The 25,886-nt window shown below is 73.0% G+C and carries 20 protein-coding genes; 7 read left to right on the forward strand and 13 right to left on the reverse strand.

What is annotated here, in order from left to right:
• Window positions 1-129: 129 nt before the first annotated feature.
• Window positions 130-1,065, forward strand: a complete 936-nt coding sequence (cofD, locus tag QSK26_RS02420; protein WP_285773257.1) for a 2-phospho-L-lactate transferase — start codon at window positions 130-132, stop codon at window positions 1,063-1,065.
• Window positions 1,062-2,339 (forward strand): coenzyme F420-0:L-glutamate ligase, encoded by a 1,278-nt coding sequence (locus QSK26_RS02425; RefSeq protein ID WP_285773258.1) that lies wholly within the window; start codon window positions 1,062-1,064, stop codon window positions 2,337-2,339. Before cofD ends, QSK26_RS02425 begins: the two co-directional genes overlap by 4 nt.
• 81 nt (window positions 2,340-2,420) lie before the next feature.
• Here the strand turns inward: QSK26_RS02425 and QSK26_RS02430 are convergent, their stop codons facing one another.
• The 6 genes from QSK26_RS02430 to QSK26_RS02455 form a co-directional block, all read right to left on the reverse strand.
• On the reverse strand, window positions 2,421-5,027 hold the full coding sequence (locus QSK26_RS02430; RefSeq protein WP_285773259.1) for a bifunctional FO biosynthesis protein CofGH: 2,607 nt from the start codon (window positions 5,025-5,027) through the stop codon (window positions 2,421-2,423).
• Window positions 5,028-5,058: 31 nt separating this feature from the next.
• Window positions 5,059-6,516, reverse strand: a complete 1,458-nt coding sequence (locus tag QSK26_RS02435) for an MFS transporter (RefSeq protein WP_285773260.1) — start codon at window positions 6,514-6,516, stop codon at window positions 5,059-5,061.
• A 208-nt stretch (window positions 6,517-6,724) separates the two neighbouring features.
• Window positions 6,725-7,681: a DNA-3-methyladenine glycosylase family protein gene (locus tag QSK26_RS02440; RefSeq protein WP_285773529.1), complete on the reverse strand. Its 957-nt coding sequence runs from the start codon at window positions 7,679-7,681 to the stop codon at window positions 6,725-6,727.
• Window positions 7,682-7,782: 101 nt separating this feature from the next.
• Window positions 7,783-8,466, reverse strand: a complete 684-nt coding sequence (locus QSK26_RS02445; protein WP_285773261.1) for an HAD family hydrolase — start codon at window positions 8,464-8,466, stop codon at window positions 7,783-7,785.
• Between the two features lie 137 nt (window positions 8,467-8,603).
• Window positions 8,604-8,831, reverse strand: a complete 228-nt coding sequence (locus QSK26_RS02450) for a DUF397 domain-containing protein (protein ID WP_285773262.1) — start codon at window positions 8,829-8,831, stop codon at window positions 8,604-8,606.
• On the reverse strand, window positions 8,813-9,637 hold the full coding sequence (locus tag QSK26_RS02455; protein ID WP_285773263.1) for a helix-turn-helix domain-containing protein: 825 nt from the start codon (window positions 9,635-9,637) through the stop codon (window positions 8,813-8,815). The genes QSK26_RS02450 and QSK26_RS02455 overlap by 19 nt, the downstream gene beginning before the upstream one ends.
• A gap of 380 nt (window positions 9,638-10,017) precedes the next feature.
• Between QSK26_RS02455 and QSK26_RS02460 the strand changes: the two genes are divergently transcribed.
• The 3 genes from QSK26_RS02460 to QSK26_RS02470 all read left to right on the forward strand — a co-directional run bounded on the left by QSK26_RS02460 (window position 10,018) and on the right by QSK26_RS02470 (window position 13,171).
• Window positions 10,018-10,470 carry an ATP-binding protein gene (locus QSK26_RS02460; protein ID WP_285773264.1) on the forward strand — a complete coding sequence of 151 codons (453 nt, stop codon included), beginning with the start codon at window positions 10,018-10,020 and terminating at the stop codon, window positions 10,468-10,470.
• Window positions 10,471-10,573: 103 nt separating this feature from the next.
• Window positions 10,574-12,040, forward strand: coding sequence for a PfkB family carbohydrate kinase (locus QSK26_RS02465; RefSeq protein WP_285773265.1), 1,467 nt, complete (start codon window positions 10,574-10,576; stop codon window positions 12,038-12,040).
• Between the two features lie 42 nt (window positions 12,041-12,082).
• Complete coding sequence (locus QSK26_RS02470) at window positions 12,083-13,171, forward strand: glycosyltransferase family 9 protein (protein WP_285773266.1); 1,089 nt, start codon at window positions 12,083-12,085, stop codon at window positions 13,169-13,171.
• Window positions 13,172-13,351: 180 nt separating this feature from the next.
• On the opposite strand, the gene manB is transcribed toward QSK26_RS02470, so the two are convergent.
• The 7 genes from manB to QSK26_RS02505 form a co-directional block, all read right to left on the reverse strand.
• Entirely contained in the window at window positions 13,352-14,455 is a 1,104-nt protein-coding gene (gene manB, locus QSK26_RS02475; protein WP_285773267.1) for a mannose-1-phosphate guanylyltransferase, read from the reverse strand.
• A gap of 17 nt (window positions 14,456-14,472) precedes the next feature.
• Window positions 14,473-15,594, reverse strand: coding sequence for a glycosyltransferase family 4 protein (locus QSK26_RS02480; RefSeq protein ID WP_285773268.1), 1,122 nt, complete (start codon window positions 15,592-15,594; stop codon window positions 14,473-14,475).
• A gap of 92 nt (window positions 15,595-15,686) precedes the next feature.
• Entirely contained in the window at window positions 15,687-16,646 is a 960-nt protein-coding gene (locus tag QSK26_RS02485) for a lysylphosphatidylglycerol synthase domain-containing protein (RefSeq protein WP_285773269.1), read from the reverse strand.
• Window positions 16,643-17,479 carry a class I SAM-dependent methyltransferase gene (locus QSK26_RS02490; RefSeq protein WP_285773270.1) on the reverse strand — a complete coding sequence of 279 codons (837 nt, stop codon included), beginning with the start codon at window positions 17,477-17,479 and terminating at the stop codon, window positions 16,643-16,645. Before QSK26_RS02490 ends, QSK26_RS02485 begins: the two co-directional genes overlap by 4 nt.
• A 118-nt stretch (window positions 17,480-17,597) precedes the next feature.
• Window positions 17,598-18,662, reverse strand: coding sequence for a glycosyltransferase family 4 protein (locus QSK26_RS02495; RefSeq protein ID WP_285773271.1), 1,065 nt, complete (start codon window positions 18,660-18,662; stop codon window positions 17,598-17,600).
• Window positions 18,663-18,666: 4 nt separating this feature from the next.
• Complete coding sequence (locus QSK26_RS02500; protein ID WP_285773272.1) at window positions 18,667-19,560, reverse strand: glycosyltransferase family 2 protein; 894 nt, start codon at window positions 19,558-19,560, stop codon at window positions 18,667-18,669.
• Between the two features lie 104 nt (window positions 19,561-19,664).
• A complete protein-coding gene (locus QSK26_RS02505; RefSeq protein WP_285773273.1) occupies window positions 19,665-21,896 on the reverse strand; it encodes a hypothetical protein in 2,232 nt (743 codons plus the stop codon).
• A 305-nt stretch (window positions 21,897-22,201) separates the two neighbouring features.
• Between QSK26_RS02505 and QSK26_RS02510 the strand changes: the two genes are divergently transcribed.
• Both QSK26_RS02510 and QSK26_RS02515 read left to right on the forward strand, forming a co-directional pair.
• Entirely contained in the window at window positions 22,202-23,638 is a 1,437-nt protein-coding gene (locus QSK26_RS02510) for a phospholipid carrier-dependent glycosyltransferase (RefSeq protein WP_285773274.1), read from the forward strand.
• Between the two features lie 319 nt (window positions 23,639-23,957).
• Window positions 23,958-25,784: an LCP family protein gene (locus tag QSK26_RS02515; protein WP_285773275.1), complete on the forward strand. Its 1,827-nt coding sequence runs from the start codon at window positions 23,958-23,960 to the stop codon at window positions 25,782-25,784.
• Window positions 25,785-25,886 lie beyond the last annotated feature (102 nt).

A 25,886-nucleotide genomic window follows, 5' to 3' on the forward strand; every position in this document is an offset into this window, starting at 1 on the left:
GTCGTCCCAACAACCTCATCACCCCCGTAAGTGCTCAATCGCACGCTTTTTCCCGATTTTTTCGGCTTCTCCGGGTGGCAACTCGGACCCCGCGACGCTCTGTCACCGGCCAGTGGAAGACTGGGACGCATGCGCATTGTCTCCCTTGCCGGCGGTATCGGCGGCGCGCGTTTCCTCCGTGGCCTGAAGTCCGCGGCCCCCGACGCGAAGATCACCGTCATCGGCAACACCGGCGACGACATCACCCTTTTCGGCCTCCGGGTCTCCCCCGACCTCGACACCGTGATGTACACCCTCGGCGGCGGCATCGACGAGGAGCAGGGCTGGGGCCGGGCCAAGGAGTCGCACGTCGTCAAGGAGGAGCTGGCCGCCTACGGCATGCAGCCGCAGTGGTTCGGGCTCGGCGACCGCGACTTCGCCACCCACATCGTCCGCACCCAGATGCTCGGCGCCGGTTTCCCCCTCTCCCAGGTCACCGAGGCGCTGTGCACGCGCTGGCAGCCCGGTGTCCGGCTCATCCCGATGAGCGACGACCGCACCGAGACCCACGTCGTCGTCTCCGACTCCCAGGGCAGGCGGGCGATCCACTTCCAGGAGTGGTGGGTCCGGCTGCGCGCCTCGCTGCCCGCCGAGGAGATCGTGCTGGTCGGCGCCGACGACGCGCGGCCCGCGCCGGGCGTGGTCGAGGCGATCCAGGAGGCCGACGTCGTCATCCTGCCGCCGTCCAACCCCGTGGTGAGCATCGGCACGATCCTCCAGGTCAAGGGCATCCGCGAGGCGCTGACGGCCAAGACGGTCGTCGGCGTCTCCCCGATCATCGGCGGCGCGCCGGTCCGCGGCATGGCCGACGCCTGCCTGACCGCGATCGGCGTGGAGACCTCCGCCCAGGCCGTGCTGGAGCACTACGGGGCCGACCTGATCGACGGCTGGCTGGTCGCCGAGGAGGACGCGGGCGTGGCGCTCGACGGCGTCCGGGTGGTCGCGAGGCCGCTGCTCATGAGCGACCCCGAGGCCACCGCCGCCATCGCCCGTGCCGCCCTCGACCTGGCCGGTGAGCTCACGTGATCACGATCACCGGCCTGACCGGGATCGGCGAGGTGCGGCCCGGCGACGACCTGGCCGCGCTCATCGCCGCCACCGGCCCCGGCCTGGCGGACGGTGACATCGTCGTGGTCACCTCCAAGATCGTCAGCAAGGCCGAGGGCCGGGTCCGCACCGCCGCCACCCGCGCGGAGGCCGTCGCCGAGGAGACCGCGCGGGTGGTCGCGCGGCGCGGCGACACGGTGATCTCGCAGACCAGGCAGGGCCTGGTGATGGCCGCCGCCGGCGTCGACGCCTCCAACACCGAGCCCGGCACGGTCCTGCTGCTGCCCGAGGACTCCGACGTCTCCGCCCGGCGGATCAGGGCCGGGCTGCGCGAGCGGCTCGGGGTGTCCGTGGGCGTCATCGTCTCCGACACCTTCGGCCGGCCGTGGCGCACCGGCCTGACCGACGTCGCCGTCGGCGCCGCCGGCGTGCTCCCGGTGGACGACCTCCGCGGCCGTACCGACCCGTACGGCAACCCGCTGGCGGTCACCGTCACCGCGCTCATCGACGAGATCGCGGCCGGGGCCGAGCTGGTCAAGGGCAAGCTGTCCGGCGTCCCCGTGGCGCTCGTGCGCGGCCTGTCCACGCTGGTCACCGAGGAGGACGGACCGGGCGCGCGGCTCCTCGTCCGCCCCGCCGACGAGGACCTCTTCCGGTACGGCTCCCGCGACGTCGTCTTCGCCCGCCGTACGATCAGGGAGTTCTCGGCCGAGCCGGTGGACGGCGAGGCCGTGCGGCGGGCGGTGGCGGCGGGCATCGCCGCGCCCGCGCCGCACCACACGACGCCGTGGCGGTTCGTGCTGCTGGAGAGCCCGCAGACGCGCACCAAGCTGGTGGACGCGATGCGCGACGCCTGGATCGCCGACCTGCGCCGCGACGGCTTCTCCGAGGAGTCGATCGCCAAGCGGATCCGCCGCGGCGACGTGCTGCGCGACGCGCCCTACCTCGTGGTGCCCTGCCTGGTCATGGAGGGCTCGCACGCCTATCCCGACGAGCGGCGGGCCGCGGCCGAGCGGGAGATGTTCGTCGTCGCGACCGGCGCGGGGGTGCAGAACTTCCTGGTCCAGCTCGCGATGGAGGGGCTGGGCTCGGCCTGGGTGTCCTCCACGATGTTCTGCCGCCCGGTGGTCAGGGAGGTGCTCGGGCTGCCCGAGGGCTGGGACCCGATGGGCGCCGTCGCCGTCGGCCACGCCGCCGCCCCGCCCCGCGACCGGCCGCCGAGGGACGCCGCGGACTTCATCCTCGTCCGCTGACGTCCCCCGGCGTCACCCTCCGCCCCCCTCCGTCCCCCTTCGTCACCCTTCGTCGTTCGCCGGCGTCCCGGCCCGGCCGGGTCAGGGCGCCGCGAGCGGCAGCACCCGGCGGACGCTGCGGCAGACGCCGTCGCTGGCCGCGGCTGCGGCCCTGCGCTCCGCGTCCGGCTCGCCGTACCCGGTCAGCCGCTGGCGCAGCGGCCGGCCGGTGGGCGCGACCATGGCGGCGATCTCGCTGATCGTCTTGTAGGAGCCGTTCTCCGAGCCGGCCATCCGGCTGATCGTCTCCTCCATCAGCGTGCCGCCCAGGTCGTTCACCCCGCCCGCCAGCACGTCGCGGCACAGATCGTCCTGGAGCTTGACCCACGAGCACTGGATGTTCTTGATCGCGCCGTGCAGCATGATCCTGGCCAGTGCGTGCACCGCGCGGTTCTCCCTGGCCGTGGGACCGGGACGGGCCACCCCCGCCAGGTAGATCGGCGCGCTGTGGTGCACGAACGGCAGCAGCACGAACTCGGAGAACCCGCCGGTCTCCTCCTGGATGGACCGGATCAGCCGGATGTGCCGCACCCAGTGCGCGTGCGTGTCCACGTGCCCGTACATCATCGTGGACGTGGTCGGGATGCCTACCTTGTGGGCCGTGCTGATCACCTCCACCCATTCCCGGGTGGGCAGCTTGCCCTTGGTGAGCACCCAGCGCACCTCGTCGTCGAGGATCTCCGCCGCGGTGCCGGGCAGCGAGTCCACCCCGGCCTCCCTGGCGGCGACCAGCCAGTCCTCGATCGACAGGTTCGTCCGGCTGGCGCCGTTGACCACCTCCATCGGCGAGAACGCGTGCACGTGCATGTCCGGCACCCGCGCCTTGACCGCCCGCGCGATGTCGAAGTAGGCGTCGCCGGGCAGGTCCGGGTGGATGCCGCCCTGCATGCACACCTCGGTCGCCCCGGCCTCCCACGCCTCGTGCGCCCGGTCGGCGACCTGGTCCAGGGAGAGCGTGTAGGCGTCGGCATCCGTCCTGCGCTGGGCGAAGGCGCAGAACCGGCAGCCGGTGTAGCAGACGTTGGTGAAGTTGATGTTCCGGTTGACGACGTAGGTGACGTCGTCCCCGGCCGCCTCCCGGCGCAGCCCGTCGGCGATGCGGCACAGCTCGTCCAGGGCGGCGTCGTCGGCCCCCTGGCCCGAGGGGTCGCCGGCCAGCCCGAGCAGGGTGAGCGCGTCGGCCTCGGCGAGCCCGCCCGGGTCGCGCTCGGCCCTGCGCAGCGCCTCGCGCACGTCGCCGCGCACCACCCCGCCGCCGTTCTGGCCGGACTTCAGCCGGTCCTTCAGCGCGTCCCAGTCGCCGTAGACGTTGTCGAAGTCGTCACGCCGGTCGGCCGAACGGCCCTCGGTGTCCACCGCGACGTGCAGGTCGGTCCGCCCGATCGCGGCGAATCCGCCGTCAGGCTCCTGCCAGGGCCGCCCGGTCAGGGTCGCGTCCTCGCGGGCCAGGCCGGTCTCCGGGTCGGCCAGCGCGGCCACGTGCTCGCGCAGCCGCGGGTCCAGCCACGGCTCCCCCGCCTGGACGTACTCGGGGTAGATCGTCAGCCGCTCGCGCAGCGTGAACCCGGCCGCCGCCGTACGCTCGGCCAGCTCGTCGATCTGCGGCCAGGGCCGCTCGGGGTTGACGTGGTCCGGGGTGAGCGGGGAGACGCCGCCCCAGTCGTCGATCCCGGCCCTGATCATCAGCGCGTACTCCGCGCCGATGAGGTTCGGCGGGGCCTGCACCCGCATCCGGGGGCCCAGTACGAGCCGGGTCACCGCGATCGTGGCGGCCAGCTCCTCCAGGTCGGCGTCCGGCATGCCGCGCATCGCCGTGTCCGGCTTGGCGCGGAAGTTCTGCACGATGACCTCCTGGACACCGCCGTACTCCCTGGCCACCCGGCGGATCGCGAAGATCGACTCGGCGCGGTCCTCGATCGTCTCGCCGATGCCGATCAGGATGCCGGTGGTGAAGGGCACGTTGCTGCGGCCCGCGTCCTCCAGCACGCGCAGCCGTACGGCCGGGTCCTTGTCCGGGGAGCCGTAGTGCGCCTGGCCCTTCTCCTCGAACAGCCGCCGGGACGTGGTCTCCAGCATCATCCCCATGGACGGCGCCACCGGCTTGAGCCGCTGGAGGTCCCGCCAGGTCAGCACGCCCGGGTTGAGGTGCGGCAGCAGGCCGGTCTCCTCCAGCACCCGGATCGCCATCGCCCGCACGTAGGAGAGCGTGTCGTCGTAACCGTGCGCGTCCAGCCACTCCCTGGCCTGGTGCCAGCGGTCCTCGGGCCGGTCGCCGAGGGTGAACAGCGCTTCCTTGCACCCCATCGCCGCGCCCTGCCTGGCGATCTCCAGCACCTCGTCCGGGCTGAGGAACTCGCTGTGCAACTTGTGCGGCGCCGTGGCGAACGTGCAGTAACCGCACCGGTCCCGGCACAACCTGGTCAGCGGGATGAACACCTTGCGGCTGTAGGTGATGACACCGGGGCGTCCCACGGCGGCCAGACCGGCGTCCCTGACCCGGGCGGCGTGTTCGAGCAGCGTGCCGAGGTGCTCGCCGCGGGCACGCAGCAGGATGCCCGCCTCGGTCAGGTCCAAGGTCTTGCCGTCGCGCGCTCTGGCCAGGGCACGACGCAGGGAGGAATCGGTTACCGGTGACTGGGGATCACTCATACCAGGCACACTACGTCCGCCTGGGTCCCTCTTACGCACCCAGGTCCCTCTGTGCGGGCGACGCCACTCCCGTGCCACGCAGGAAGATCGCCGCGATCGGCACGGCGGCGAGCAGCACCAGCGCGGCCACGAGCACCGCGGCGTGCAGCCCGCCGAGGAGCGCCTGCGCGGCGCCCCCGTCCAGCGCCCCGTCCAGCGCCCCGTCCAGCGCCCCGGCCCGCGCGTCGGCGACCGCGGCCAGCCCGGCCACCCCGATCGATCCGACGAACTGCGGCATCTGCGCCAGCCCGCCGGCCACCCCCTGCTCGTCGTCGCGCAGGCCGGAGGTGAGCGTTGTGACGAACGCCACGACCGCGAGCACGTGCCCGAACCCCATCGCCGCCGAGGTCGCGACCAGCAGCGGGAGGTTCCCCCCGACCGGCAGGAAGACCATCGCCCCGGTGCCGGCCGCCTGCGCGAGCAGCCCGGCGGCCAGGGCGGGGACGACGCCGCGGGCGCCGATGAACCGCGCGGCGATCCCGCCCGCGACCAGGGCCGCGACGCCCTCGCCCAGGAATCCGAACCCGGTGGCCAGCGCCGAGAGGCCGAGCACGTCCTGCATGTAGACGCTGAGCAGCACCGTCGTCCCCCCGCACATGCCGAAGGTGACCACGCCGACGAGGAAGCTCCACTTCACCGTGGGCCGGCCGAGCAGCCCGAGCGGCACCAGCGGGCTGGGATGACGCGCCTCCACCGCGAAGAACGCGCCGAGCAGCACCGCCGCCGCCAGTACGGCCACGCCCCGCCAGCCGGCGGCGGCCCCACCGGAGATCGCGTAGACGAGCGCGAACAGTCCGGCGCCGGCCAGCAGCGCACCGGGCACGTCCAGCCGCGTGGCGGCCCGGACCTCCGTACCCGGCAGCAGGGTCAGCCCGCCCGCGAGCACCGCGACGCCGATGACGACGAGGACGCCCATGGTCCACCGCCAGCTCAGCCCGCTGGTGACGACGCCGCCGCCGATCGTCCCCGCGACGAAGCCCAGCGACAGGATCGCCCCGTTGACGCCGAGCGCCCTGGTCCGCCGCGGCCCCTCGGGGAAGGCCGAGGTCATCAGGGCGATGGCGGTCGCGCCGATCGCCGCCGCCGCGATCCCCTGCCCCGCGCGCGCGGCGACGAGCATGCCCGGCGACGCGACCAGGCCCGCCACCAGCGACATCACGTCGAACCCGGCCACTCCCGCGAGGAACAACCGGCGCCGCCCGGTGAGGTCGGACAACCGGCCGAACAGCGGCAGCAGCGCCGCCGTGGGCAGCACGCACGCGGTGGACACCCACTGGAGATCACTGGTCGAGGCGAAGCCCAGGTCGCGCCCGATCTCCGGCAGCGCCACCGTGACGATGGAGAAGTCCAGCCCCGTGACGAACGTCGCCCCGCACAACGTGACCAGCACCAGCCAGTCCCGCACCCCCAGCCCCGCCCCGGGCGTCCCCCGTGAGGTATCGGTGACCACAACGACCGCCTCCCCTGTCGGCACGGCATTCCGGCGGTCAGCCTCCCGTCCTCCCCGGCCCGCACCCAGCCCCCTGCCGGAGGTATCCCTGCCAGGTGCACCCACGCTTGTCCGCGGGGACCGGAGGTACCCCTGTCAGGTGCACCCGGGCTCGTCCGCGGGGACCGGAGGTATCCCTGTCAGGTGCACGCGGGCTCGTCCGCGGGGATCAGAAGGCGCGGTAGTCCCGGGCGGGCATTCTCGGGCCCCGGGCCGGCGGGCGGCGGCCACTCAGCTCCAGGAGGCGGGTGACCCGGTGGCGGTGTCCCAGGTAGGGGGCGAGCAGCCGCAGCATGCCCGCGTCGTCGGTCCGCTCGCCGGTCAGCGCCCAGCCGACCAGCGAGGGCAGGTGGTAGTCGCCCACCGACACGGCGTCGGCGTCGCCGTACGAACGCTGCCGGATCTCGGCCGAGGTCCACACCCCGATCCCGGGCAGCGCCCGCAGCAACCGGTCCGCCTCGGCGCTGGTGGCCGCCGCCTCCAGCCTGTCCGCGTACCGGGCCGCGTTGACGATCGTGCGAGCGCGTACGGCTTCCGCCCCGGCGCGGTGCCAGTCCCAGCTCGGGACGCGCCGCCACACCTCCGGCGCCGGCGTCACCCGCATCCCGTCGGGCGCCGGGCCGGGCGCGGCGTCGCCGTACCGTCCCAGCAGCCACCGCCAGGCCCGCCACGCCTCCCGCCCGACCACCTTCTGCTCCAGCACGGCGGGCACCAACGCCTCGAACACCCGCCCGGTCCGCCCGATCCGCAGCCCTCCGTACCTCTTGGCCAGTTCCCGGACCAGGATGCCCGCCTGCCCGGCCGCGGGTGCCTGAGACGCCTCGGCGCGGTGGCGGAAGGCGCCGAGCAGTCCTTCGAATCCCGAGACGTCGTCGGCGGCTCCGAGGAGGGCGGGCAGTTCCTCCAGCGTGCGGCCGGCGCCCGGCCCCCACGCCGTGCCGGTCACGGTCCGCTCGGCCGCGCTCACCGTCACCCGCAGGGTGACCGGCCCCTCCGGGGTGCGCGAGGTGCGCCAGACGGTGCCGTCGGGGGTGGCGCGCCAGGCGGGATCGCCGCTTCCGCGCCGGTGGGCGGCGAGCACCAGCCGCACGTCCACCGGCCCGTCCGGCCGCCACCTGCGCTCCATCACCCACCCAAGTGTGCCGCCCGCCCGCACCACCCCGGAACCGCCCCGCGCGTCACGCCCGGCCGGGCGTCACCTGGAGCATGGCCGCACGTTGAATGGCCTCACGTTAAGAGGCCGGGGGCGTCCTTCGGAGTGGGGAGCGGGCGGATTCTGCGGGTTCGGGCGGCGGGGCGGCGCTGGGCCGGGGAGGGCAGCAGGGTCGCGAGGTCGGCGCGGAGCCGGTCGGGGGTGGTGCAGGCGAGGGTGGCCAGGCCGGCGGTGCGGGCGGCGTCGATCACGCGGGCGTCGGCGTCGATGAGCAGGACGTCGGCCGGGAGGGCGCCGAGCTTCTCGCAGACGAGCCGGAAGATCTCCGGATCGGGCAGGAGGCGGCGCAGGTCGGCGCTGAAGAAGCGGTGGGCGAACAGACCGGACCACGACTGGGCGTCGAGATGGCGGGCCAGCTCCACGGAGGCGTCGGACAGCAGTGCGACCGGCAGGCCGCGCCCGGCGATCTCGGTCGCCACGCCGATCATGTCGCGGTCGACGTGGCTCCAGACGTCGAGGTCGAGGGCGAGCAGCGTGTCCAGCATCCGCAGCGTGGCGACCCGGCCGAGCAGGCCGCACACCTCGCCCCAGAAACCGGCCGCGTCCACCACGCCCCGGTCGTAGTCCGCCCGCGCCTGCCGGTAGACCGGCCAGAAGCGCTCCGGCGCGGCGTCGAGGGCGGCGGGCAGCCGGGCGAGCTCGTCCTGCGACGGCGGACGGCCGATGACCCCGGCGAAACCGACGACGACCCAGTCCACGTGCACTCCTCACTCGCCCCGGCAGAGCAATCCCACATCCATCACGTTTGGACGAACATAGTTTATGTGCGATTGGCCGCCGGTGGCGCACTTCGCCACGAAACGCCCAACCTCACACGCCGCCGGGGGAGGACCGGTCACGCCAGGCGGTCGAACTGCCCCAGCTTCACGCCGGCGAGAAAGGCCCGCCACTCCCCCGGGGCGAAGACGAGCACCGGGCCGCCGGGATCCTTGGAGTCGCGGACCGCCACCAGGCGCGGGAGACCGGCGACCTCGACGCAGTTGCCGCCGTTGTCGCCGCTATGGGAGCTCTTCTTCCAGGCGGCCCGGAAAAGGTCGACGCCTGTCAAGTCTTCCGCTTCCACTCGTCCCGAGCCTCCTTGATCATTTCTAGTGACTGGCCGGGACGATGCGCTTCCGCGCGAATTCTGTCATATCTGTCCCAGATGATGGTCACCAGGTCGTGTTCCGTGGACACTTCGCCTCTCCCTGCGGAGTCTACGGAGACGGCGGTGGGCGCGTCAGCGAGTTCGGCAATGATGAAGCTGGATATCAGGCCGGCCGTGCACGGTGTCTCGTGGGAAACGAGTTGAATCTTCACATCGTGCCGCACGGCGACGGCCGCGAGGTTGTCAAGTTGCTCGTACATAACATGTGGGCCGCCGATGGGACGGCGCAGCACCCACTCGTCGATCAGCACCCACAACGTGGGCGGGCCGTCCCTTTCCCAGATGGTTTTCCGCCGCATTCTGGCGGCCACCTGGTCCTCCACCTCGCGTTCGGACCTGGCGAGACCGCCGCGGAAAACGGCTCGCGCGTAGCCCTCCGTCTGCAGCAACCCGGGGATCAGCAACGGATCCCAGCTGCGCAGCACGCGCGCCCGGGGCTCGATCTCGTCGGCCCAGCCCATGAACCAGCGCGGGCCGGTCGGCGAACTGATACCCCGACAAAGTCGGGCGAACAGGTCACCTGTCTTGAAGATTTCGTCGCATCGACGTGCAAGGTCGGGTTTGGGGATTCTGTTACCGATTTCGATGTGTCCGACCAGTGACGAAGAGACGCCCAAGTGCGCGCCCAGCCGCGCCTGCGACAACCCCGACTCTTTGCGCACCCGGGCCAACTCGCGACCGAAGCGCTGCGCCGGCGTCAAACGTGGATCCAGGTCGTTCACAAGCACCTTCTTCGATGACGAACCGATGACGAATGCCTACGCCTGTCGAAGGTCTTTGTCCGCCGTTGTCGACCGCGTCCTCCTGCGACGCCACTTTAACCGTGGGCATTCTGGTGTCTCAACAGCCCTTTGCACGGGACATGACGATATGAAGACAATTCGCCTTAACGCGATGGAGGAAACATGACAGGCGGTGATCCAGCGAAACCGAAGCCGCCGACGGCCCACGCACGCGGGACCGGCCGAAGCCCTTGTACGCGCCCCCGGCGCCCGCGCGGGACCTGCCGAGGCCCGTACGCGTGCCACCGGCGCCCGCGCGGAACCCGTACGGATCCGTACCCGTGCCACCGGCGCGGGGCGGCTCACGGGTGCGGGGTCCGGTGAGCGCCGGGATCACGGGCCGCCGGACCGGCGGTCCGGCGCGGACGACGGGCCTGCTCGGCCTGTGGGACCTGCCCTGCGTGGCGGCCAGCGCGCGGACCGCGCGCGGGCACGTGCGCGCCCGGCTGCGCGAGGAGACCTTCCACGGCGACCTCGACACCGTGTCGCTGCTGGTGAGCGAGCTGGTCACCAACTCGGTCCGGTACAGCGAGTCCGGCCTCGCCGCGCGCCCGGGGACCGTGTCGGTGGTGCTGGCCCGCGACGCCCGCTTCGCGGAGATCGACGTGATCGACGCGGGCTCCCGGTGGAGCACCCCCACGGTGCTGCACCTGCCGCTGGGCGCGGAGCGCGGGCGGGGCCTGCGGCTCGTCCGGGAGTTCTCCGCCAGTTGGGGCGTGGTCATCGACGCCTCCGGCTGCTGCGTCTGGTTCCGGGTGCCGTGGGATGGCTGACCGGCTCCGAGGTACATATGGGGCTAAAGACAAGTAATGAGGTCAAAACAAAAATTGAGCATCCGCTCCGATACCAAATGACTGCGCTGGGTAACCACTTCACATGACCGACAGGTTCATCGAGGCCGTGGTAGTCGGGGACGTGATGCTCGACTCCTGGCTGCGAGGGCCGGTCAGCCGCGTCGCGCAGGAGGCGCCGGTGCCCGTGGTCAGCGTGCGGGAGGACGACGACGCGCCCGGCGGGGCCGGCAACACCGCCGCCAACCTCGCCGCCCTGGGCGCCCGGGTCCAGCTCCTGGGCGTGATCGGCGACGATCCGTGCGGCGAGCGGCTCACCCGCGAGCTGCGGCTGCGCGGCGTCGAGACCTTCCTGCCCGCCGTGCCCGGCCGGCGCACCGCGCACAGGCGACGGCTGATGACCGGCGGACGGCTGGTCGCCCGCTACGACGAGGAGGACCGCGAGCCCATCCCGCCGCAGGCCGAGCGGGCGCTGATCGCCCGGCTGCGCGAGGCGGCGAGCTCCGCGCACGTCGTCATCGCCTGCGACCACGCCGCCGGGGTGTGCACCCCCGCCGTGCGGCGCGCGCTCACCGGTCTGCCGCTGCTCGTGGTGGACGCGCACGCCGTCGCCCCGTGGCGCGGCTGCTCCGCCGCCGTGCTGCCGAGCTACCGCGAGACGCTCCGGCTGCTCGGTGAGGAGGCCGCGGGGGGCGCGGAGGAGGACAGGGCCGGCTTCCTCGCCGCCCGGACCGCCCGGCTGCTCGCGGTGACCGGCGCGGAGCTGGTCGTCACCGCGCTCGACGGCGAGGGCACGCTGCTGCACCAGCGCGGGCGGCAGCCGTACCGGACCTACGCCGAGCCCGCCCCGGCCCACATGGCCGCCGGCACGGGCGACACCTACACCGCCGTCTTCGCGCTCTGGCTGGCCGCCGGCGCCGTGCCCGAGGAGGCGGCGCGGACGGCCCAGGCCGCCGCGGGCGTCGTGGCGCGCCGCCCCGGCACCACCGTCTGCACCTGGCACGAACTGCTCCGCGCCCTGCGCGGCACGGACGGCGTGGTACGGCCGGCCGAACGGGTCGCCGAGCGGCTGGACGAGCACCGGCGGCGCGGCGAGCGGATCGTGTTCACCCACGGCTGCTTCGACGGGCTGCGCCGGGGCCACGTCGCCTACCTGGAACAGGCCCGCAGGCTCGGCGACGTCCTCGTCGTGGCGGTGCACGGCGACGCGAGCGTGACCCGGCTGAAAGGGGCGGGCCGGCCGGTCAACCCCTGCGCGGACCGGATGTCGGCGCTGGCCGCGCTGAACCACGTCGACTACGTGACCTGGTTCGAGGAGGACACCCCCGAGCGGCTCATCCGCATGATCAGACCGGACCTCTACGTCAGGGGCGGCGACCACCCGCCCGGCACGCTGCCGGAGAGCCCGGTGGTCCGCGCCCTCGGCGGCGAGGTCATGACGCTCGGCCACGTCGCCGGCCGGTCGAGCGGCGAGGTCATCGAGCGCATCCGGGCGTTCGAGTCGGGTGGCGGCACGGCGGGCGGGCACGAGGAAGACGAGCCGGTGGCCTGAGGAGGGACCGAACATGGGCAAGAACGCAGGCGGGCGGACGGCATGAGCGCCCTGGTCGAAGGGGTGCGGCGGATCGCGGTGCTGCGCGCCAACGCGGTCGGCGACCTCATCGTGGCGCTCCCCGCGCTTGAGGCGGTCAAGCGCGCCTATCCCTCCGCCCGGCTCACCCTGCTGGGCAGGGAGTGGCACGCGCGCTTCCTCACCGGCCGGCCCGGCCCGGTGGACGAGGTGATCGCGCTCCCTCCGGTGCCCGGGGTGTCCGCGCCGGAAACCGGCCAGCGGCCCCCGCCGGGACTCCTCGAAAGCCTGCGCGAGCGGCGTTTCGACCTCGCCCTGCAGATGCACGGCGGCGGGGTGAGCAGCAACCCGTTCGTCCGCCGCCTCGGCGCGAGACTCACCGCCGGGCTGTGCGTGCCGGAGGCGGAACGGCTGGACCGGTGGACCCCCTACGTGTTCTACCAGCACGAGACGATGCGGCTGCTGGAGGTCGCCGCCCTGGTGGGCGGGCGCGCCGGGGCCATCGAGCCGAGCGTGGCGGTCACCGCGGCCGACCGCGCGGAGCTGGCCCGCGCGCACGGCGAGCCGCCGCCCGACCTGGTGGCGGTGCACCCCGGCGCCGCCGACCCGCGCCGGCGGTGGCCCGCCTACCGGTTCGCGGCCGTCGCCGACCGGCTGGGCCGGCCGGTCGTGGTCACCGGCACCGAGGAGGAGCGCGACCTCGTCGAGGAGGTGATCGCGGAGATGCGCCGGCCCGCGACCCCTGCGGTGGACTCGCTGAGCCTCGGCGGCCTGGCCGCGCTGTACGAGCGGTGCGCCCTGGTGATCGCCAACGACACCGGACCCCGCCATCTGGCGGCGGCGGTCGGCACCCCCACCGTGGGCGTCTACTGGTGCGGCAACCTCGTCACCGCCGGCCCGCTGACCCGCACCCGGCACCGGCCGCTGATCTCCTGGACCGCCGCCTGCCCGGTGTGCGGGGCCACCGGCCTGGGAGGCGACGCCGAGCGCTGCCCGCACGACGTGTCATGGGTCGCCGACGTGCCGATCGGCGCGGTGCTGGAGGCCGCCCGCGCGCTGCTCGGCGAGGACCACGACCCGCGCGGGACACGGGCCGGCGACCTCGTCTGCTGAGGCCCTGAGCCGACCGCCCGTACGGACCGGTTCGTCCGCACAGGCCGACCGTCCGTACGGGCCGGTTCGTCGTACGGGCCGGTTCGTCGTACGGGCCGGTTCGTCGTACGGGCCGGTTCGTCGTACGGGCCGTACGGTCCGGTCGGCTCCGCCCGGCAGAAGGCGTGGCCCGGGGCGGGCTCAGACGTCGCTGGAGAAGCGGACGGCGCGCTCGGGAAGCACGATGCCCGGCCACACCCGGGTCCCGGCCAGCAGCTCGTTGCCCGAGCCGATCACCGCGCCGTCGCCGACCACGGCGTCACGCAGCACGGCCCCGGACGCCACGACCGCCTCCCTGCCCACCACCGAGTCGATCACGGTGGCCCCCTGGCACACCTGGCTGCCGTCGCACAGCACACTGCCGGTGACGATGGCGCCGGAGCCCACGACCGCGCGGGCGCCGACCGTGGAGCCGCCGGAGACCTTGGCCTCGGCGGACACCTGGGCGCCCGGCATGGCGAGCATCTCGCCGGGCGTCCCCGGCAGGGCGGGTGAGCGCAGCCGGCCGAGCACCAGGTCGCGCGACCCCCGGACGAACGCCGCCGGGGTGCCCACGTCGAGCCAGTAGGACCGGTCGGCGTACCCCAGCACGAGCGTGCCCGACTCGATCAGCCCGGGGAACGTCTCCCGCTCCACCGACACGACCTGGCCGGCCGGGATGTCGTCGATCACCGAGCGGGTGAACACGTAGCACCCGGCGTTGATCCGGTTGGTCACCGGGTTGGGCGTCTTCTCCAGGAACGCGGTGACCCTGCCGGACTCGTCGGTGGGGACGCAGCCGAACCGGGAGGGGTCGTCGACCTCGGTGAGGTGCAGCGTCACCCCGGCGCCCCTGGCGACGTGCCGCCCGACCTGCTCGCCGATGTCGTGCCCGGAGAGGATGTCGCCGTTGAGCACCAGGACGGGCGCGTCCGGCCCGCCGGTCAGCGCCTGGGCCGCGTTGCGGATCGCGCCGCCCGTGCCCAGCGGGTGCTCCTCGGTCATGTACGTGAGCCTGAGCCCGAACCCGGAGCCGTCGCCGAACGCCTCGGAGAACATCGAGGCGCGGTAGGAGGTGGCGAAGACGACGTGACGCACTCCGAAGGACCGCGCCCGGGTGAGCTGATGAGCCAGGAAGGGGACTCCCGCCGTGGGCAGCAGGGGCTTGGGGACGCCGAGCGTCAGCGGACGCAACCGGGTGCCCTGCCCTCCCACGAGGAGAATCGCCTCAAGATCACCTGATGCAGGCCGAATGTTCTCCGTCACGCCGTGAGGCTAGCTTACTATTCCACGGCGCGTTGATAACAAAGCAGATGCGCCTCCGCCGACGCCTGCCAGGTGAACTCCATGGCCCGGCTGCGCCCGGCCGAGGCCAGTTGCCCGCGCCGGTCCGGTGAGGTGAGCAGCGCGCGCAGCTCCCGCCCGATGCTGTCCGCGTCCGGCTCGGTGTAGGCGACCGCGTCGCCGCCGACCTCGGGCAGCGAGGTGCGGTGCGTGGTGAGCACCGGCGCGCCGCACGCCATCGCCTCCAGCACCGGCAGCCCGAAGCCCTCTCCCCTGGAGGGGAAGGCGACGACTTGCGCCCCGCCCAGGAAACCGGACAGGTCGGCGAAGGCGAGGTATCCGGGCAGCACCACGCGGACCTTGTCGGCCACCTCGCTCACCGCCTCGTCCACCCCCGCGTCGCGCACGCCCCCGGCCAGCACCAGCACCGGCGGCTCGGCCAGCCCCTCCACCGCGCGGGCGAACCCGCGGATGAGGTTCGGCACGTTCTTCCTCGGCTCCAGCGCGCCGAGATACGCGACGTACGGCCGGCCGTGCAGGCCCAGCCGGCCGGTGACCCGCCTGACCTCCCGGTCGTCCGGCCGGTGGAACAGCGCGGTGTCCACCCCGTGGTAGGCCACGTCGATCCTGGTCGAGTCGGCGGCCAGCACTCTGATCATCTCTTCGCGGGTCGCCTTGGACGGCACGATCACCCGGGTCGCGTGGCGCGCGGACGTGCGGATGGCCGAGCGGAAGAAGGACGCCTTCACCGCGCTGTGCTGGTCGGGGTCGGTGAACCAGGTGACGTCGTGCACGGTGGCGACCGTGGGCAGGCCGGCCCGCAACGGCATCGAGTAGTAAGGCGCATGGATCACTCCGGCCCGGACCTGCTGGGCGACGACGGGCAGACTGGTCTGTTCCCATGCGAGCCTGGCCGCCCTGTTCGTGATCGAGGGCGGCCCGGGGATCACCCGGGCGTTCGGCGCCAGCCTGCCGTATCGCTCGCCGTCGGCACGCTGGCAGACCACTGCCAGGTCCGCGCCGATCCGGTCCAGAGCGGTGACGAGTCCATCGACATACCTGATCAGCGCACCGCGATCGGCCGGCACCGCGGCCGCGTCGACGAGCACTCGAGGTGTCAAGAAGGATCGCTCCCCTCAAGGTCACTGTGGGACCGTCGTCCCCCCTTCTACAGACAACTCTATGGCCCGCCCCTCGGAAAGAGTGGGGTAAATCACATGGCATTTCGCGGGCTGTCGTCTTTCCGTGGGTGAAACACGGAACGTGCCACTACGGCGGCGCTTCCAGCGCAGATAAGGTCGCCCGCGACGATGACCATCCGCGAACACAGCGCCACCGCGAGCGCGGTCCCCTGGTCGAGGACCGGCGAGAGCACCACCACCATGGCGACTTCGCGCACCCCGGCGCCCGCCGGCACCACGAAGGTCATGATGCCCAGGCACCACGACAGCGCGAACGCGCCCACGGAGAAGACGACGATCCCCGCTCCCCCCGGACGCACCTCGGTGAGGATCGCCGCGAGACTCAGCCCGTAGGCGATCCAGCCGGCCAGCGCCCAGCCGAGCGCGGTGAGCATGCCGCGCCGGGTGAGCTCGCGCTCCAGCGGCGGCCGGCCGAGCCTGCGCAGCCCGAACGCGATCACGGCGTTGATCACCCGCGGTTCGAGCAGCACCGCCAGCACCGGCACCAGGAGCAGCGCCCACGCGTAGGGGAACGCGCCGGGCCCGGCGGTGAGCAGGGTGACCGCGGCCACCAGGAGGCCGCTGCCGAGCTGCACGGGCAGGGTCAGGAAGAACGCCGCCGCGCTGCGCGGGCGGGGGATGCCGAGGTCGCGGCCCATCTCCATCTGGGCCAGCATCGGCCAGACCGCGCCGGGGATGTACTTGCCGAGCTGGCCCACGAAGAAGACCTTGGCGGCCCGCCGTACCGGGAGGGGGGAGCCGAGGTCGGCGAGGAGGGCGCGCCAGGTGAGCATGCCGCCGCAGAGGGCGGCGACCACGCCGGCCACCGACAACGCGAGGGACTGCCAGGACAGGCGGGCGAATCCGGCGACCACGGCGTCCCACTCACGGGCGACGGCCCAGCCGCCGAAGCCGAGCGCGGCGAGCAGGAAGACGACCCTGAGCGCGCCGCGCGCCGACCTGCGTACGGAGCCGCGCGCCGGCCGGCTCACAGAGACCGGACCGGATCGGGCGGCTGCGGCAGGACCGGGCCGCCCGGTCCCCTGCCGCTCTTGGTCGCCACCCACAGGTAGGTCGGCACGACCGGCAGCAGCGCGCGCAGCACCGGGCGCGGCGTCGCGCCCAGCACGGCCCGTGCGAGGCGGCCCGCCGGACCGGGGAAGAGCTCGCCGCCCGCGAACCGCTCCGGCGTGGCGAGCACGGGGAACGTGTAGTCGTGCACGTGGAAGCCGCGCACCATGCGGCGCAGCCCTTTGCGGGTGCGGTACCGCTCGTAGTAGTGGTCGGCCCGGCCGGACAGCCGCACGTAGCGGTCGGCCAGCGCCGGCGGCAGGTAGGACAGGAAGGGCAGCTTGTAGTGCGGCTCCATGACGCCGAGCCGGTTGCCGAGGCCGAGGTAGAGCACGCCGTCGTCGGCGAGCACCCGGTGCAGCTCGGCCATGATCGCGTCGGGGTCGACGACGTGCTCGTAGATGTGGTTGAAGACCAGCACGTCCACCGACCCGTCGGGGAACGGCAGCGCGGTGCCGTCGGCGCACACGAACGTCACCCGTCCGCCGAACCGCTCGGCCGCCTTACGCAGCCCCGGCACGTCGATGTCCACCCCGAAGGTGTGACGCGCGCCCGCGGCGGCCAGCTCGTCGGCGATGAACCCGGCGGAGCAGCCGATGTCGGCCACGGTCAGCCCGTCGAGCGACCTGCCGGTGCCGAGGAAGTGCCCGAGCACCGCGATGATCTTCGCTGCCTTGCGGCGGCGCTTGTCCTCGTCGAGCATCGCGGACTGGAACTCGGAGTACTCAAGCTGAGCTAGGCGTTCCTTTCCCACGCCGCCCAACAGTACCCGCGCGGGGCCCGCGCCGTGCGGCCCTCGCGCACGCCTTGACGTGCTCGGGGTGACGTGCTCGGGGTGACGTGCTCGGGGTGACGCGCTCGGGGTGACGCGCTCAGGACAGCAGCGCGGACAGGTAGGCGGCCCAGTGCGGCTCGGGGTCGACGGACTTGACGCCCGCGCGCAGCCGTTCGGGCTCGCCCGGGGCGTAGAACCGGCCGATCGCCTCGCGCAGCGCCTCCGCCGAGCCCGGCTCGACGAGGAGGCCGTCCACGCCGTCCGTGACGTTGTCGGCCAGCGCGCCGACCCTGGTCGCGATCACCGGCACGCCGTGCTCGTGGCCGAGCCACACGTTCTGGCTGGCGGTGGCGCTGCGGTAGGGCAGCACCAGCGCGTCGGCCCGGGCGAAGAGCGCGGGCACCTCGTGCGCCGCGACGTAGCCCGGCCGCAGCTCCACCCGGTCCGCGATGCCCAGCTCGGCCACGAGGTCCCTGGTGGCGTCGAGCCCGCCCCAGAACTCCCCGGCCACGGTCAGCGACACCCCCTCGGGCAGCGCGCGCAGCAGCAGGTCGAGCCCCTTGTAGGGGCGCACGATGCCGAAGAACAGCAGCCGCCGGCGCACCCCGTCCGCCGCCGCCCGCCCGTCCCTCCGTGCGGGCAGGTGCGGTGGCAGCCCGGCCACCGCCACCGGCGCGGGCGCGAGCGACCGGGCCAGCGCCGCCTGCTCCTCGGAGTGCGCGAGCACCCGGTCCACCCGCCTCAGCAGGGCCCGCACCAGCGGCGTGTCGTACGGCTTGCGCTCGTGTGGGAGGACGTTGTGGCACAGCGCCAGCACCGGGGTCGAGCGGGCGGCGCCGTACAGGATGCCGAGGTAGGGGGGCACCTGCACCGGGCTGAGCACAGTGAGCACGGCCAGGTCGGTGCGCCGCAGCCGCCTGCCGCAGCGCACCCAGCCGTCGGGGCGGCGCCAGTCGAGCTTCCGCCGCACGGTCCGGAACGGCGTGCCCTCCGGGCTGTCGATCGTCTGCTGCCCCGGATAGAGGAAGGCGGGATACTGGGCCCGCCACGACTCGATCACCACGTCGTGGCCGAGGGCGTCGAGCCGGTGGGCCAGCTCGGTGGTGTGCTGTGCGCCGCCCCCCTTGTAGGGATATGTCGGGCCGACGATGGCGATGCGCATCCGGTTACTCGCCCCTGGACCGGACGATCAGGTCGGCCAGCAACGCCAGCGAGCCGATGAGCAGACCGGACAGGAAGATCACGATGGTGTTGCTGGTCAGGTAGAACCCGTAGCGGACGACGTCCACCACGCCCTTGCCCAGGCCGATGCCGACCAGCCACAACGCGGGCGGCATGAGCACCTTGAGCGGGTTGAAGTACATCACCATCCGCAGCACCTGGAGGATGTACCGGTAGGCGTCGGAGATGAAGCCGAACTTCGACTTGCCCGCCCGCTTGCTGTAGTCGATCGGCAGGTAGTACACGTCGTGCTGGTTGGACAGGAACGCCAGCGTGATCGTGGTGACGCAGGAGAACCCGGGCGGCAGCAGCCGCAGGTAGGGCAGCGACACCGACCGGCGGAACGCGCGCAGCCCGGAGTTCAGGTCCGGGATCGACTGCCCGGCGAGCCGCTCGGCGACCTTCCTGATGAACCACTTGGCCGGCACCCGCAGGAACTTGTGCGACCCCTGCTCGCTGGTGCGCGCCCCGACCACCTGGTCGATCGAGTCGTCCTTCTCCAGGATCCTGACCAGCTCGGGGATGCGCTCGTTGGGGTAGGTCATGTCGGCGTCGGTCCACACGACGATCTCGCCGCGCGCCTCGTGCGTGCCGATCCTGCGCACCGTGCCCGACCCGCCGTTGCGGTGGAACGCCCGCACCCGCATCTGCGGATAGAGCGGCTCGGCCTCGCGCAGCTTCGCCAGCGTCTGGTCGCTGGAGCAGTCGTCGACGGCCAGCAGCTCATACGTGTAGCCGCTGCCGTCCATCGCCCTGCATATCCTCTCGACCTCGTCCAGGACGTGGTCCTGCTCGTTGTAGCAGGGCAGGACGATCGTGACGTACGGCTTCGCTTCCACAGTCCGGTCCAAGTCTGGTTCGGCAGGCTTACGACGGGCGAGGATACCTTTCCCGGCCCCGCACCGAGCGCACATCACGCTCCCACGCCCGCTACAGCCCGATATCAGGGGGTGGCGAGCCAGACGTCGGCCGACAGGGTCCAGGTGGTGTCGGGCGCGGAGGTGAGGGAGCGTTCGTCCTGGCGGGTGCGGAGGGTGAGGGCGTGCCGGGGGGTCGCGGCGTAGGGGGTGAGCTGGTCGCGCTCGGCGGCCATGAGCACCGGGCGGCGGCCCGCGGCGCGGGTGCGCTCCACCAGGCGGCGCACGTCCGCGCCCGGCGAGACGTCGGCCCCGGCCCGGATGCGCACCTCGGCCGCCGGGACGCCGCACATGCCGCGCACGATCGGGGTGAACCGGTCGTTGGTGACGCGTTCCACGACGAGCACCGAGGCGTCCCGCGGGATGGCGGCGCACAGCCGGGAGACGGCGGCGGCCTCACCGCGCTCGACCGGGGTGAACGCCGTGCCGCCCGAGGTGAACGCCGGGAAGAAGAGCACGAGCACCCCGCCGGCCACCAGGACCGCACGCCCGGCCCGCGGGCCGTACCACCGCCGGGCGCTCTCGCGGAGCAGGCGCAACCCCCAGAAGGCGAGCAGGATCAGCCCCGGGACGACGATCGGGACCAGCCGCCTGGACGCGAAGGGGTGGTCCGGCGTGATCGCGGGACGGTACAACGTGGTGACCGTGGTCCAGCCGATGATCGCGAGCGGCAGCAGCCAGCCCGGTTCCCTCCCGCGGACCAGCCGGTGGGTGAGCACGGCCGCGGCCAGCGTGGCCAGCACGACGACGGGGATCCCGACGTACCAGATCACCCAGTGCAGCGAGTTCTCGTAGTAGAGCCGGGTCTCGTCCACGGGCAGGCCGTTGGCCCGCTGGATCACGCCGATGAACTGCGCCGTCGCGGCGTCCTCCGGCGTCGTCGGCACCCGGCGCACGGTCTGCAGCCACGGCCGTACGGCGAAGGCCGCCATGACCAGCACCACGGCCGCCGCCGCCACGCCGGGCGCCCACCGCACGAGCCGCGACCCCGCCGCCCGCCGGGCCGCGCCCGCCAGCCGGGGCGCCAGCCACACGCCGAGCGCGGCGGCCACGAGCACGGCGGCGCAGATCAGCAGCAACGGCAGCAGCGACCCCCACAGGTACGCGAGGTAGGGCCGGGCCACCAGCCACCCCGCCAGGAACGCCGCCCCCACCCCCGCGACCAGCCCGCCCAGCAGCCGGCCGCCCAGCCGTCCGTCCGCGAGGACCGTCCCCCACCCGGCCTCCCCGACCGGCCCCGGGCGGGCCGCCGCGCGGCGCAGCGCGAGGAGGAGCCCGGCGTAGACGAGCGCGGGGAGCACGTCCCGCAGGCCGTCGATGCGGACCAGCGTGGCCAGCCCGAGCACCAGACCGGCGAGCAGGGCGATCCGCGCCGCCCCTCCCCCGCCGCCCACCGGCACGGCCGCGCGGGCCCGCCGGGCGTCTAGGAGCAGGGACAGGCCGCCGAAGAGCATGATCAGGGAGAGGATCTCGCTGTAGGAGGTGCGCGAGGTGTAGAGGACGGGCAGGCTCACCGCCGCGGTCAGCGCGGCGGGCGCGGCCCAGCCCGGCCCGACCAGGCGCGCCGCGGTCCCGGCGAGGGTGAGTACGGCGAGCGCGCCGAGCACCGGCGGCGTGAGCAGCAGCCCGGTGACCCCGCCGAGCCAGTGCCCCACCACGAGGACCAGCGGCAGCCCCGGCATGAACTGCGGCACCACCGCCCCGTGGAAGTCGTAGAACCCGATGCTGGCGAAGTCCAGGGCCGGGTCGGGACCGCCGAAGGCCGCCTCCTGGTAGGGAATCGGCAACGAGCCGTGCCCGGCCACCCACATCGCATACTGCGCGTAGGTCGCGGGATCCCGCCGGACCATCAACTGCTCGGCGTGAAAGACGGCGTTGAACACCCCGCCCCCCACAGCAACCACCACAACCCAAACCACCCCCCACCCCCCCACCCGCCCAGCCACCCCGTCGCCCGCCCGGTTGACTGCGGTGGTGCTGGTGGTGCTGGTGGTGCTGGTCTTCGCGGTTCCGGTGGTTCCGGTGGGCTTGATGGTTCCGGTCGTCCCGGTGGTTCCGGTGGTCGGGAGCGTGGGGCGTATGCCGTACCAGCAGAAGGCGGCGGCGACCGGCACGCCGAGCAGCAGCGCGGGCAACGGCGTGTACCAGCCGAGGAGCAGCAACGGCAGCCCGGCCACCAACCATCCGGCCAGCGCGAGCGCGGGCACCACCGTCACCACGGTGAGCACCCTCCCCGCCGACGGCACCTGCGTCTCCACCGCCACTCCCCGCCACCCCTGATCGCCTGCCAAGGCCCGCACCCTACCCGCCCAACCCCCGGACAGCCGAAAACCCGCGCCACCCCTACCCGCCGCCACCCTCCACCCCGCCACGCCCCCTAACCCGGCGCCGCCTGCCCCCGTGCCACCCCCACCCCGCCACACCGCCCCCTTGGCTGCCGCCGATGGTCGGGGCGTCGGTGTCCCCTCCCCCCTTCGCGGCGACCACCCCGTGACCGCAACCGGCGCGGAATGGGGGTGGGGGTGGAGCCGGTAGGTTCTGGGCGGGAGTTGAGGGAGGTCGGGTGAGCCGGTTGCGGCTGTGGTTGTCCAGGCATCGATGGTTCGCGGGGGTGCTGGCCGCCGGGGCGGTGCTGCGGGTCGTGACGATGCTGGGATACCGGCCGGCGTTGTGGTTCCCGGACAGTTACAGCTATGTCGTGACGGCGCTGCGGCCACGGCCCGACCTGGTGCGGCCGGCGGGGTACTCGATGTTCCTGCGGCTGTTCGAGCCCTTCCACTCGTTCGGGGTGGTGGCGCTGGCGCAGCACGTGCTGGGGCTGGCGGTCGGGGTGCTGGTCTACGCGACGGCGCGGCGGCTGGGGGCGGCCAGGTGGGTGGCCACGCTGGCCTCGGTGCCGGTGCTGCTCGACGCGTACCAGATCCAGCTTGAGCACCTGCTCGTCTCCGACACGCTGTTCATGTTCCTCGTGGTGGCGGCGGTGTGCCTGGCCCTGTCCCGGCCGGGGCGGCGGATCCGCTGGCGTACGGCGGGCGCGATCGGGCTGCTGGTGGCGGCCGCCACGCTGACCAGGACGGTCGGCCAGCCGCTGCTCGTGATCATCGCGGGCTGGCTGCTGGCCCGCGGCTCCGTCCTGGGGGCGCACGCCGATCCGCGGCGCGAGTCGCGGGACCGGGCGGTGCGCGCCGGGGTGATGCTGGCGGCGGCCGTGGTGCCGCTGCTGGCGTACGGCGGCTGGTTCTACGCGACCTACCAGCGGGCCGGGCTGGTGGGCGCGAACGGCGTGTTCCTCTACGCGCGCACGATGGCCTTCGCCGACTGCGGGGTCATGCGGCCCCCGCCCGACCTGGCGGTGCTGTGCGACCCGCGACCGCCCGCACAGCGCCCGCCGTCCCAGGAGTACGTCTGGGCCCTCGACTCCCCGCTGGTCGTCCTGCCCGACATCACCTTCAGCCGGGACAACGACGCCCTCGCGGGGCGTTTCGCGTCGCTGGCGATCCGCAGCCAGCCGCTGGACTACGCCGCCTCGATGCTGTCGGAGCTGGGCCGCACCTTCGAATGGGGCCGCCCCGTCTACCCCGACCAGGAGATCTACGACTACTACCAGTTCCCGAGCGAGACGCCGGCGCCACCGGGCAGGCATCCGGCGCAACGGGGGGTCGAGTTGGCGCGGGAGTACGAGCGGGGGGAGATCTGGACCCGGGTCACCGAGCCGTTCGGGGTGCTGATGCGCGGTTACCAGCACGTGGCCCGGCTGCCCGGCGCGGTGCTGCTGGCCGTGCTGCTCGTCCCGCCGGTGGTGGCCGCGGTCAGGTGGGTCAGGAGGCGTCAGGCGGGCCGGATGTCCTGGACGCTGCCGTGGCTGTGCTCGTGGGTGCTGGTCGTCATGCCGCCCGCGGTCGCCGAGTTCGACTACCGCTACGTCCTGCCCGTCGTCCCCCTCGCGTGCCTGGCCGCGGCGGTGGCGGCGGCACGGGAACGCCCTCCGGCGGAGAGGTGACCGGCACGCCGATGAGAAGCTGTGAAATCGATGAACAACTCATAACTCGATCTACGAATCGATGCCATGAAATGTCCGAATCTGAGTATGCTTAGCGCCGGTTCATCGCCACGGAAGCCTGACTGGTCACGCCTCGATTCGGCAGTTCATGACGCCCGGCTTATGGCCCGTGACCTAGTCTTCTTTCGCGATGACCGACCGGACTGGCACGTGGTGTCCGCTCGTGAGCGGATCTTGCGGCAGCAGGGAAGGGACCCGTGAGCGAGCGAGGGATTGAACCAGGCGCCACGCCGCGCGCGGGGTCGGCGGAGGAGGCCCTATGAGCGAGCGCAGGCATGGCGCGGTTCAGGATCAGCGGGTGTCTCCGGCGGGGCCTGAGACAGGCCGGCGCGGCTCCCGCCGCGCGCACCGCGACCTGCCCACGGAGGAGCGCGCCCCCGGGAGGGCTGCCGGGCGCGGCGCGGGCTCCGGCATGGACCAGCGGGTCGAGCGCAGCTTCTACGAGGACCCGCCGAGGCCGGGCGAGCGTCCCCGGCCGCCGCGCCGCGGGCAGGCGCCCGAGGCCCCGGAGCCGCAGTTCGCCGAGCCGCCCTACGACGACCCGCCGAAGGGCCGCCGCCGCAAGGACGGCGACGGCGGCGGCGGCAAGATGCGGGTGCTCGCCTGGGGCAGCATCGCGCTGACCGGTCTCATGGTGGCCGGCACCCTCACCGGCTACACGTTCTACCGCTCCCTGCTGAGCGGCGTGGAGACCGAGGACATCGAGGGCAAGCTCGGCAACAACCGCCCGGTCAACGCCACCGGCGCGCTCAACGTGCTGCTCGTCGGCTCCGACACCCGTGAGGGCGACAACCTGAGGTACGGCCAGAAGATGGCCAACGCCGGCAAGCGCACCGACACGATGATCCTCATGCACATCTCCCCCAACCGGGACAACGCGACACTGATCAGCTTCCCGCGCGACTCGATGGTGCAGATCCCCTCCTGCGTGGCGGACAACGGCACCCAGCTCGCCCCGCGGACGGAGATGATCAACGCCGCGTACAACGAGGGCGGCATCGCCTGCACGGTCAAGACGCTGGAGAGCCTCACCAAGATCCGGATCGACCATTTCGTCGAGGTCGACTTCACCGGCTTCAAGAACATCGTCAACGCGCTGGACGGCATCCGGGTCTGCCTGAAGGAGCCGGTCGACGACAAGGCGTCCAAGCTGAAGCTCGACGCCGGCTGGCACAACCTGCGGGGTGAGGCCGCGCTCGGCTACGTGCGGCTGCGCCACTACGGCAACGGCAGCGACATCGATCGGATCAAGCGGCAGCAGGTCTTCCTGTCCCAGGTGGTCAAGAAGGCCACCAGCAGCGACCTGATCACCGATCCCACCAAGCTGATCGGCTTCATCCGGGCCGCGACGGCGTCGGTCAAGATGGACCCCCAGCTCGCCAACAACACCGAGACGCTGATCCAGATCGCGCAGAGCGCCAGGGCGCTGACCTCCAGCGGCGTGAAGTTCGTGACGATCCCCTGGGCGCCCTGGCCTGAGAACCCCAACCGGGTCATCTGGAAGGAGCCGCAGGCCACCCAGCTCTTCGACCGGATCCGCAGCGACATCGAGGTCACTCCCACCTCGACCCCCAAGCCCTCGGCGGCGGCGTCCTCCTCCTCCGCGCCCGCCAAGCCCGCGATCAAGCCCGCGCAGGTGCAGATCCAGGTGATCAACGGCACCAGCGTGTCGGGCCGGGCCCAGACGGTCGCCGACGCGCTCACCGAGCAGGGCTTCACCGTCACCGAGATCGGCAACGCCCCCCTCACCGGCGGCGACCAGGCCAAGACCAGGCTCCTCTTCCCGAAGAACGCGGCGGACGGCGCCGACTACGCCGCCCCCGTCGCCGGCAAGCTGATCAAGAAGGTCACGCCGGCCTCCGGCAAGATCAAGCCGGCCACGGTGCAGCCGTACGTCGTGGGAGGCGCGGCCGGGCAGCCCGCCGTCCCCACCGCCCCCGCCACCCCGGCCCAGCCGGCCGCCGGCGGCACTCCGGTCATCCAGCTCGTCATCGGCAGCGACTGGGAGGGCGTGTCCGCGCCCGTCAAGATCCCGGACGAGCTCAAGGACAACGTGGTCGACTCCAAGACCAACGTCTGCCAGTAGGTTCGCGCGATCGCGGCGCATCCGGCCGGTGCCGGATGCGCCGCCCTTTGTTCACTTGGCCGCGACTTCTGATCCATCCCCCGTTAGGCTGAGAAGATCCGC

Source organism: Microtetraspora sp. NBRC 13810, from assembly GCF_030268685.1.
Lineage (GTDB): Bacteria > Actinomycetota > Actinomycetes > Streptosporangiales > Streptosporangiaceae > BSRQ01.

Excerpts from the sequence above, each read along its gene's own strand:
- QSK26_RS02515 (WP_285773275.1), top strand. The coding sequence starts at position 23,958 with ATGAGCGAGCGCAGGCATGGCGCGGTTCAGGATCAGCGGGTGTCTCCG.
- QSK26_RS02470 (WP_285773266.1), top strand. The coding sequence starts at position 12,083 with ATGAGCGCCCTGGTCGAAGGGGTGCGGCGGATCGCGGTGCTGCGCGCC.
- QSK26_RS02430 (WP_285773259.1), bottom strand. The coding sequence starts at position 5,027 with ATGAGTGATCCCCAGTCACCGGTAACCGATTCCTCCCTGCGTCGTGCC.
- QSK26_RS02495 (WP_285773271.1), bottom strand. The coding sequence starts at position 18,662 with ATGCGCATCGCCATCGTCGGCCCGACATATCCCTACAAGGGGGGCGGC.
- QSK26_RS02465 (WP_285773265.1), top strand. The coding sequence starts at position 10,574 with ATGACCGACAGGTTCATCGAGGCCGTGGTAGTCGGGGACGTGATGCTC.
- QSK26_RS02440 (WP_285773529.1), bottom strand. The coding sequence starts at position 7,681 with ATGGAGCGCAGGTGGCGGCCGGACGGGCCGGTGGACGTGCGGCTGGTG.
- cofD (WP_285773257.1), top strand. The coding sequence starts at position 130 with ATGCGCATTGTCTCCCTTGCCGGCGGTATCGGCGGCGCGCGTTTCCTC.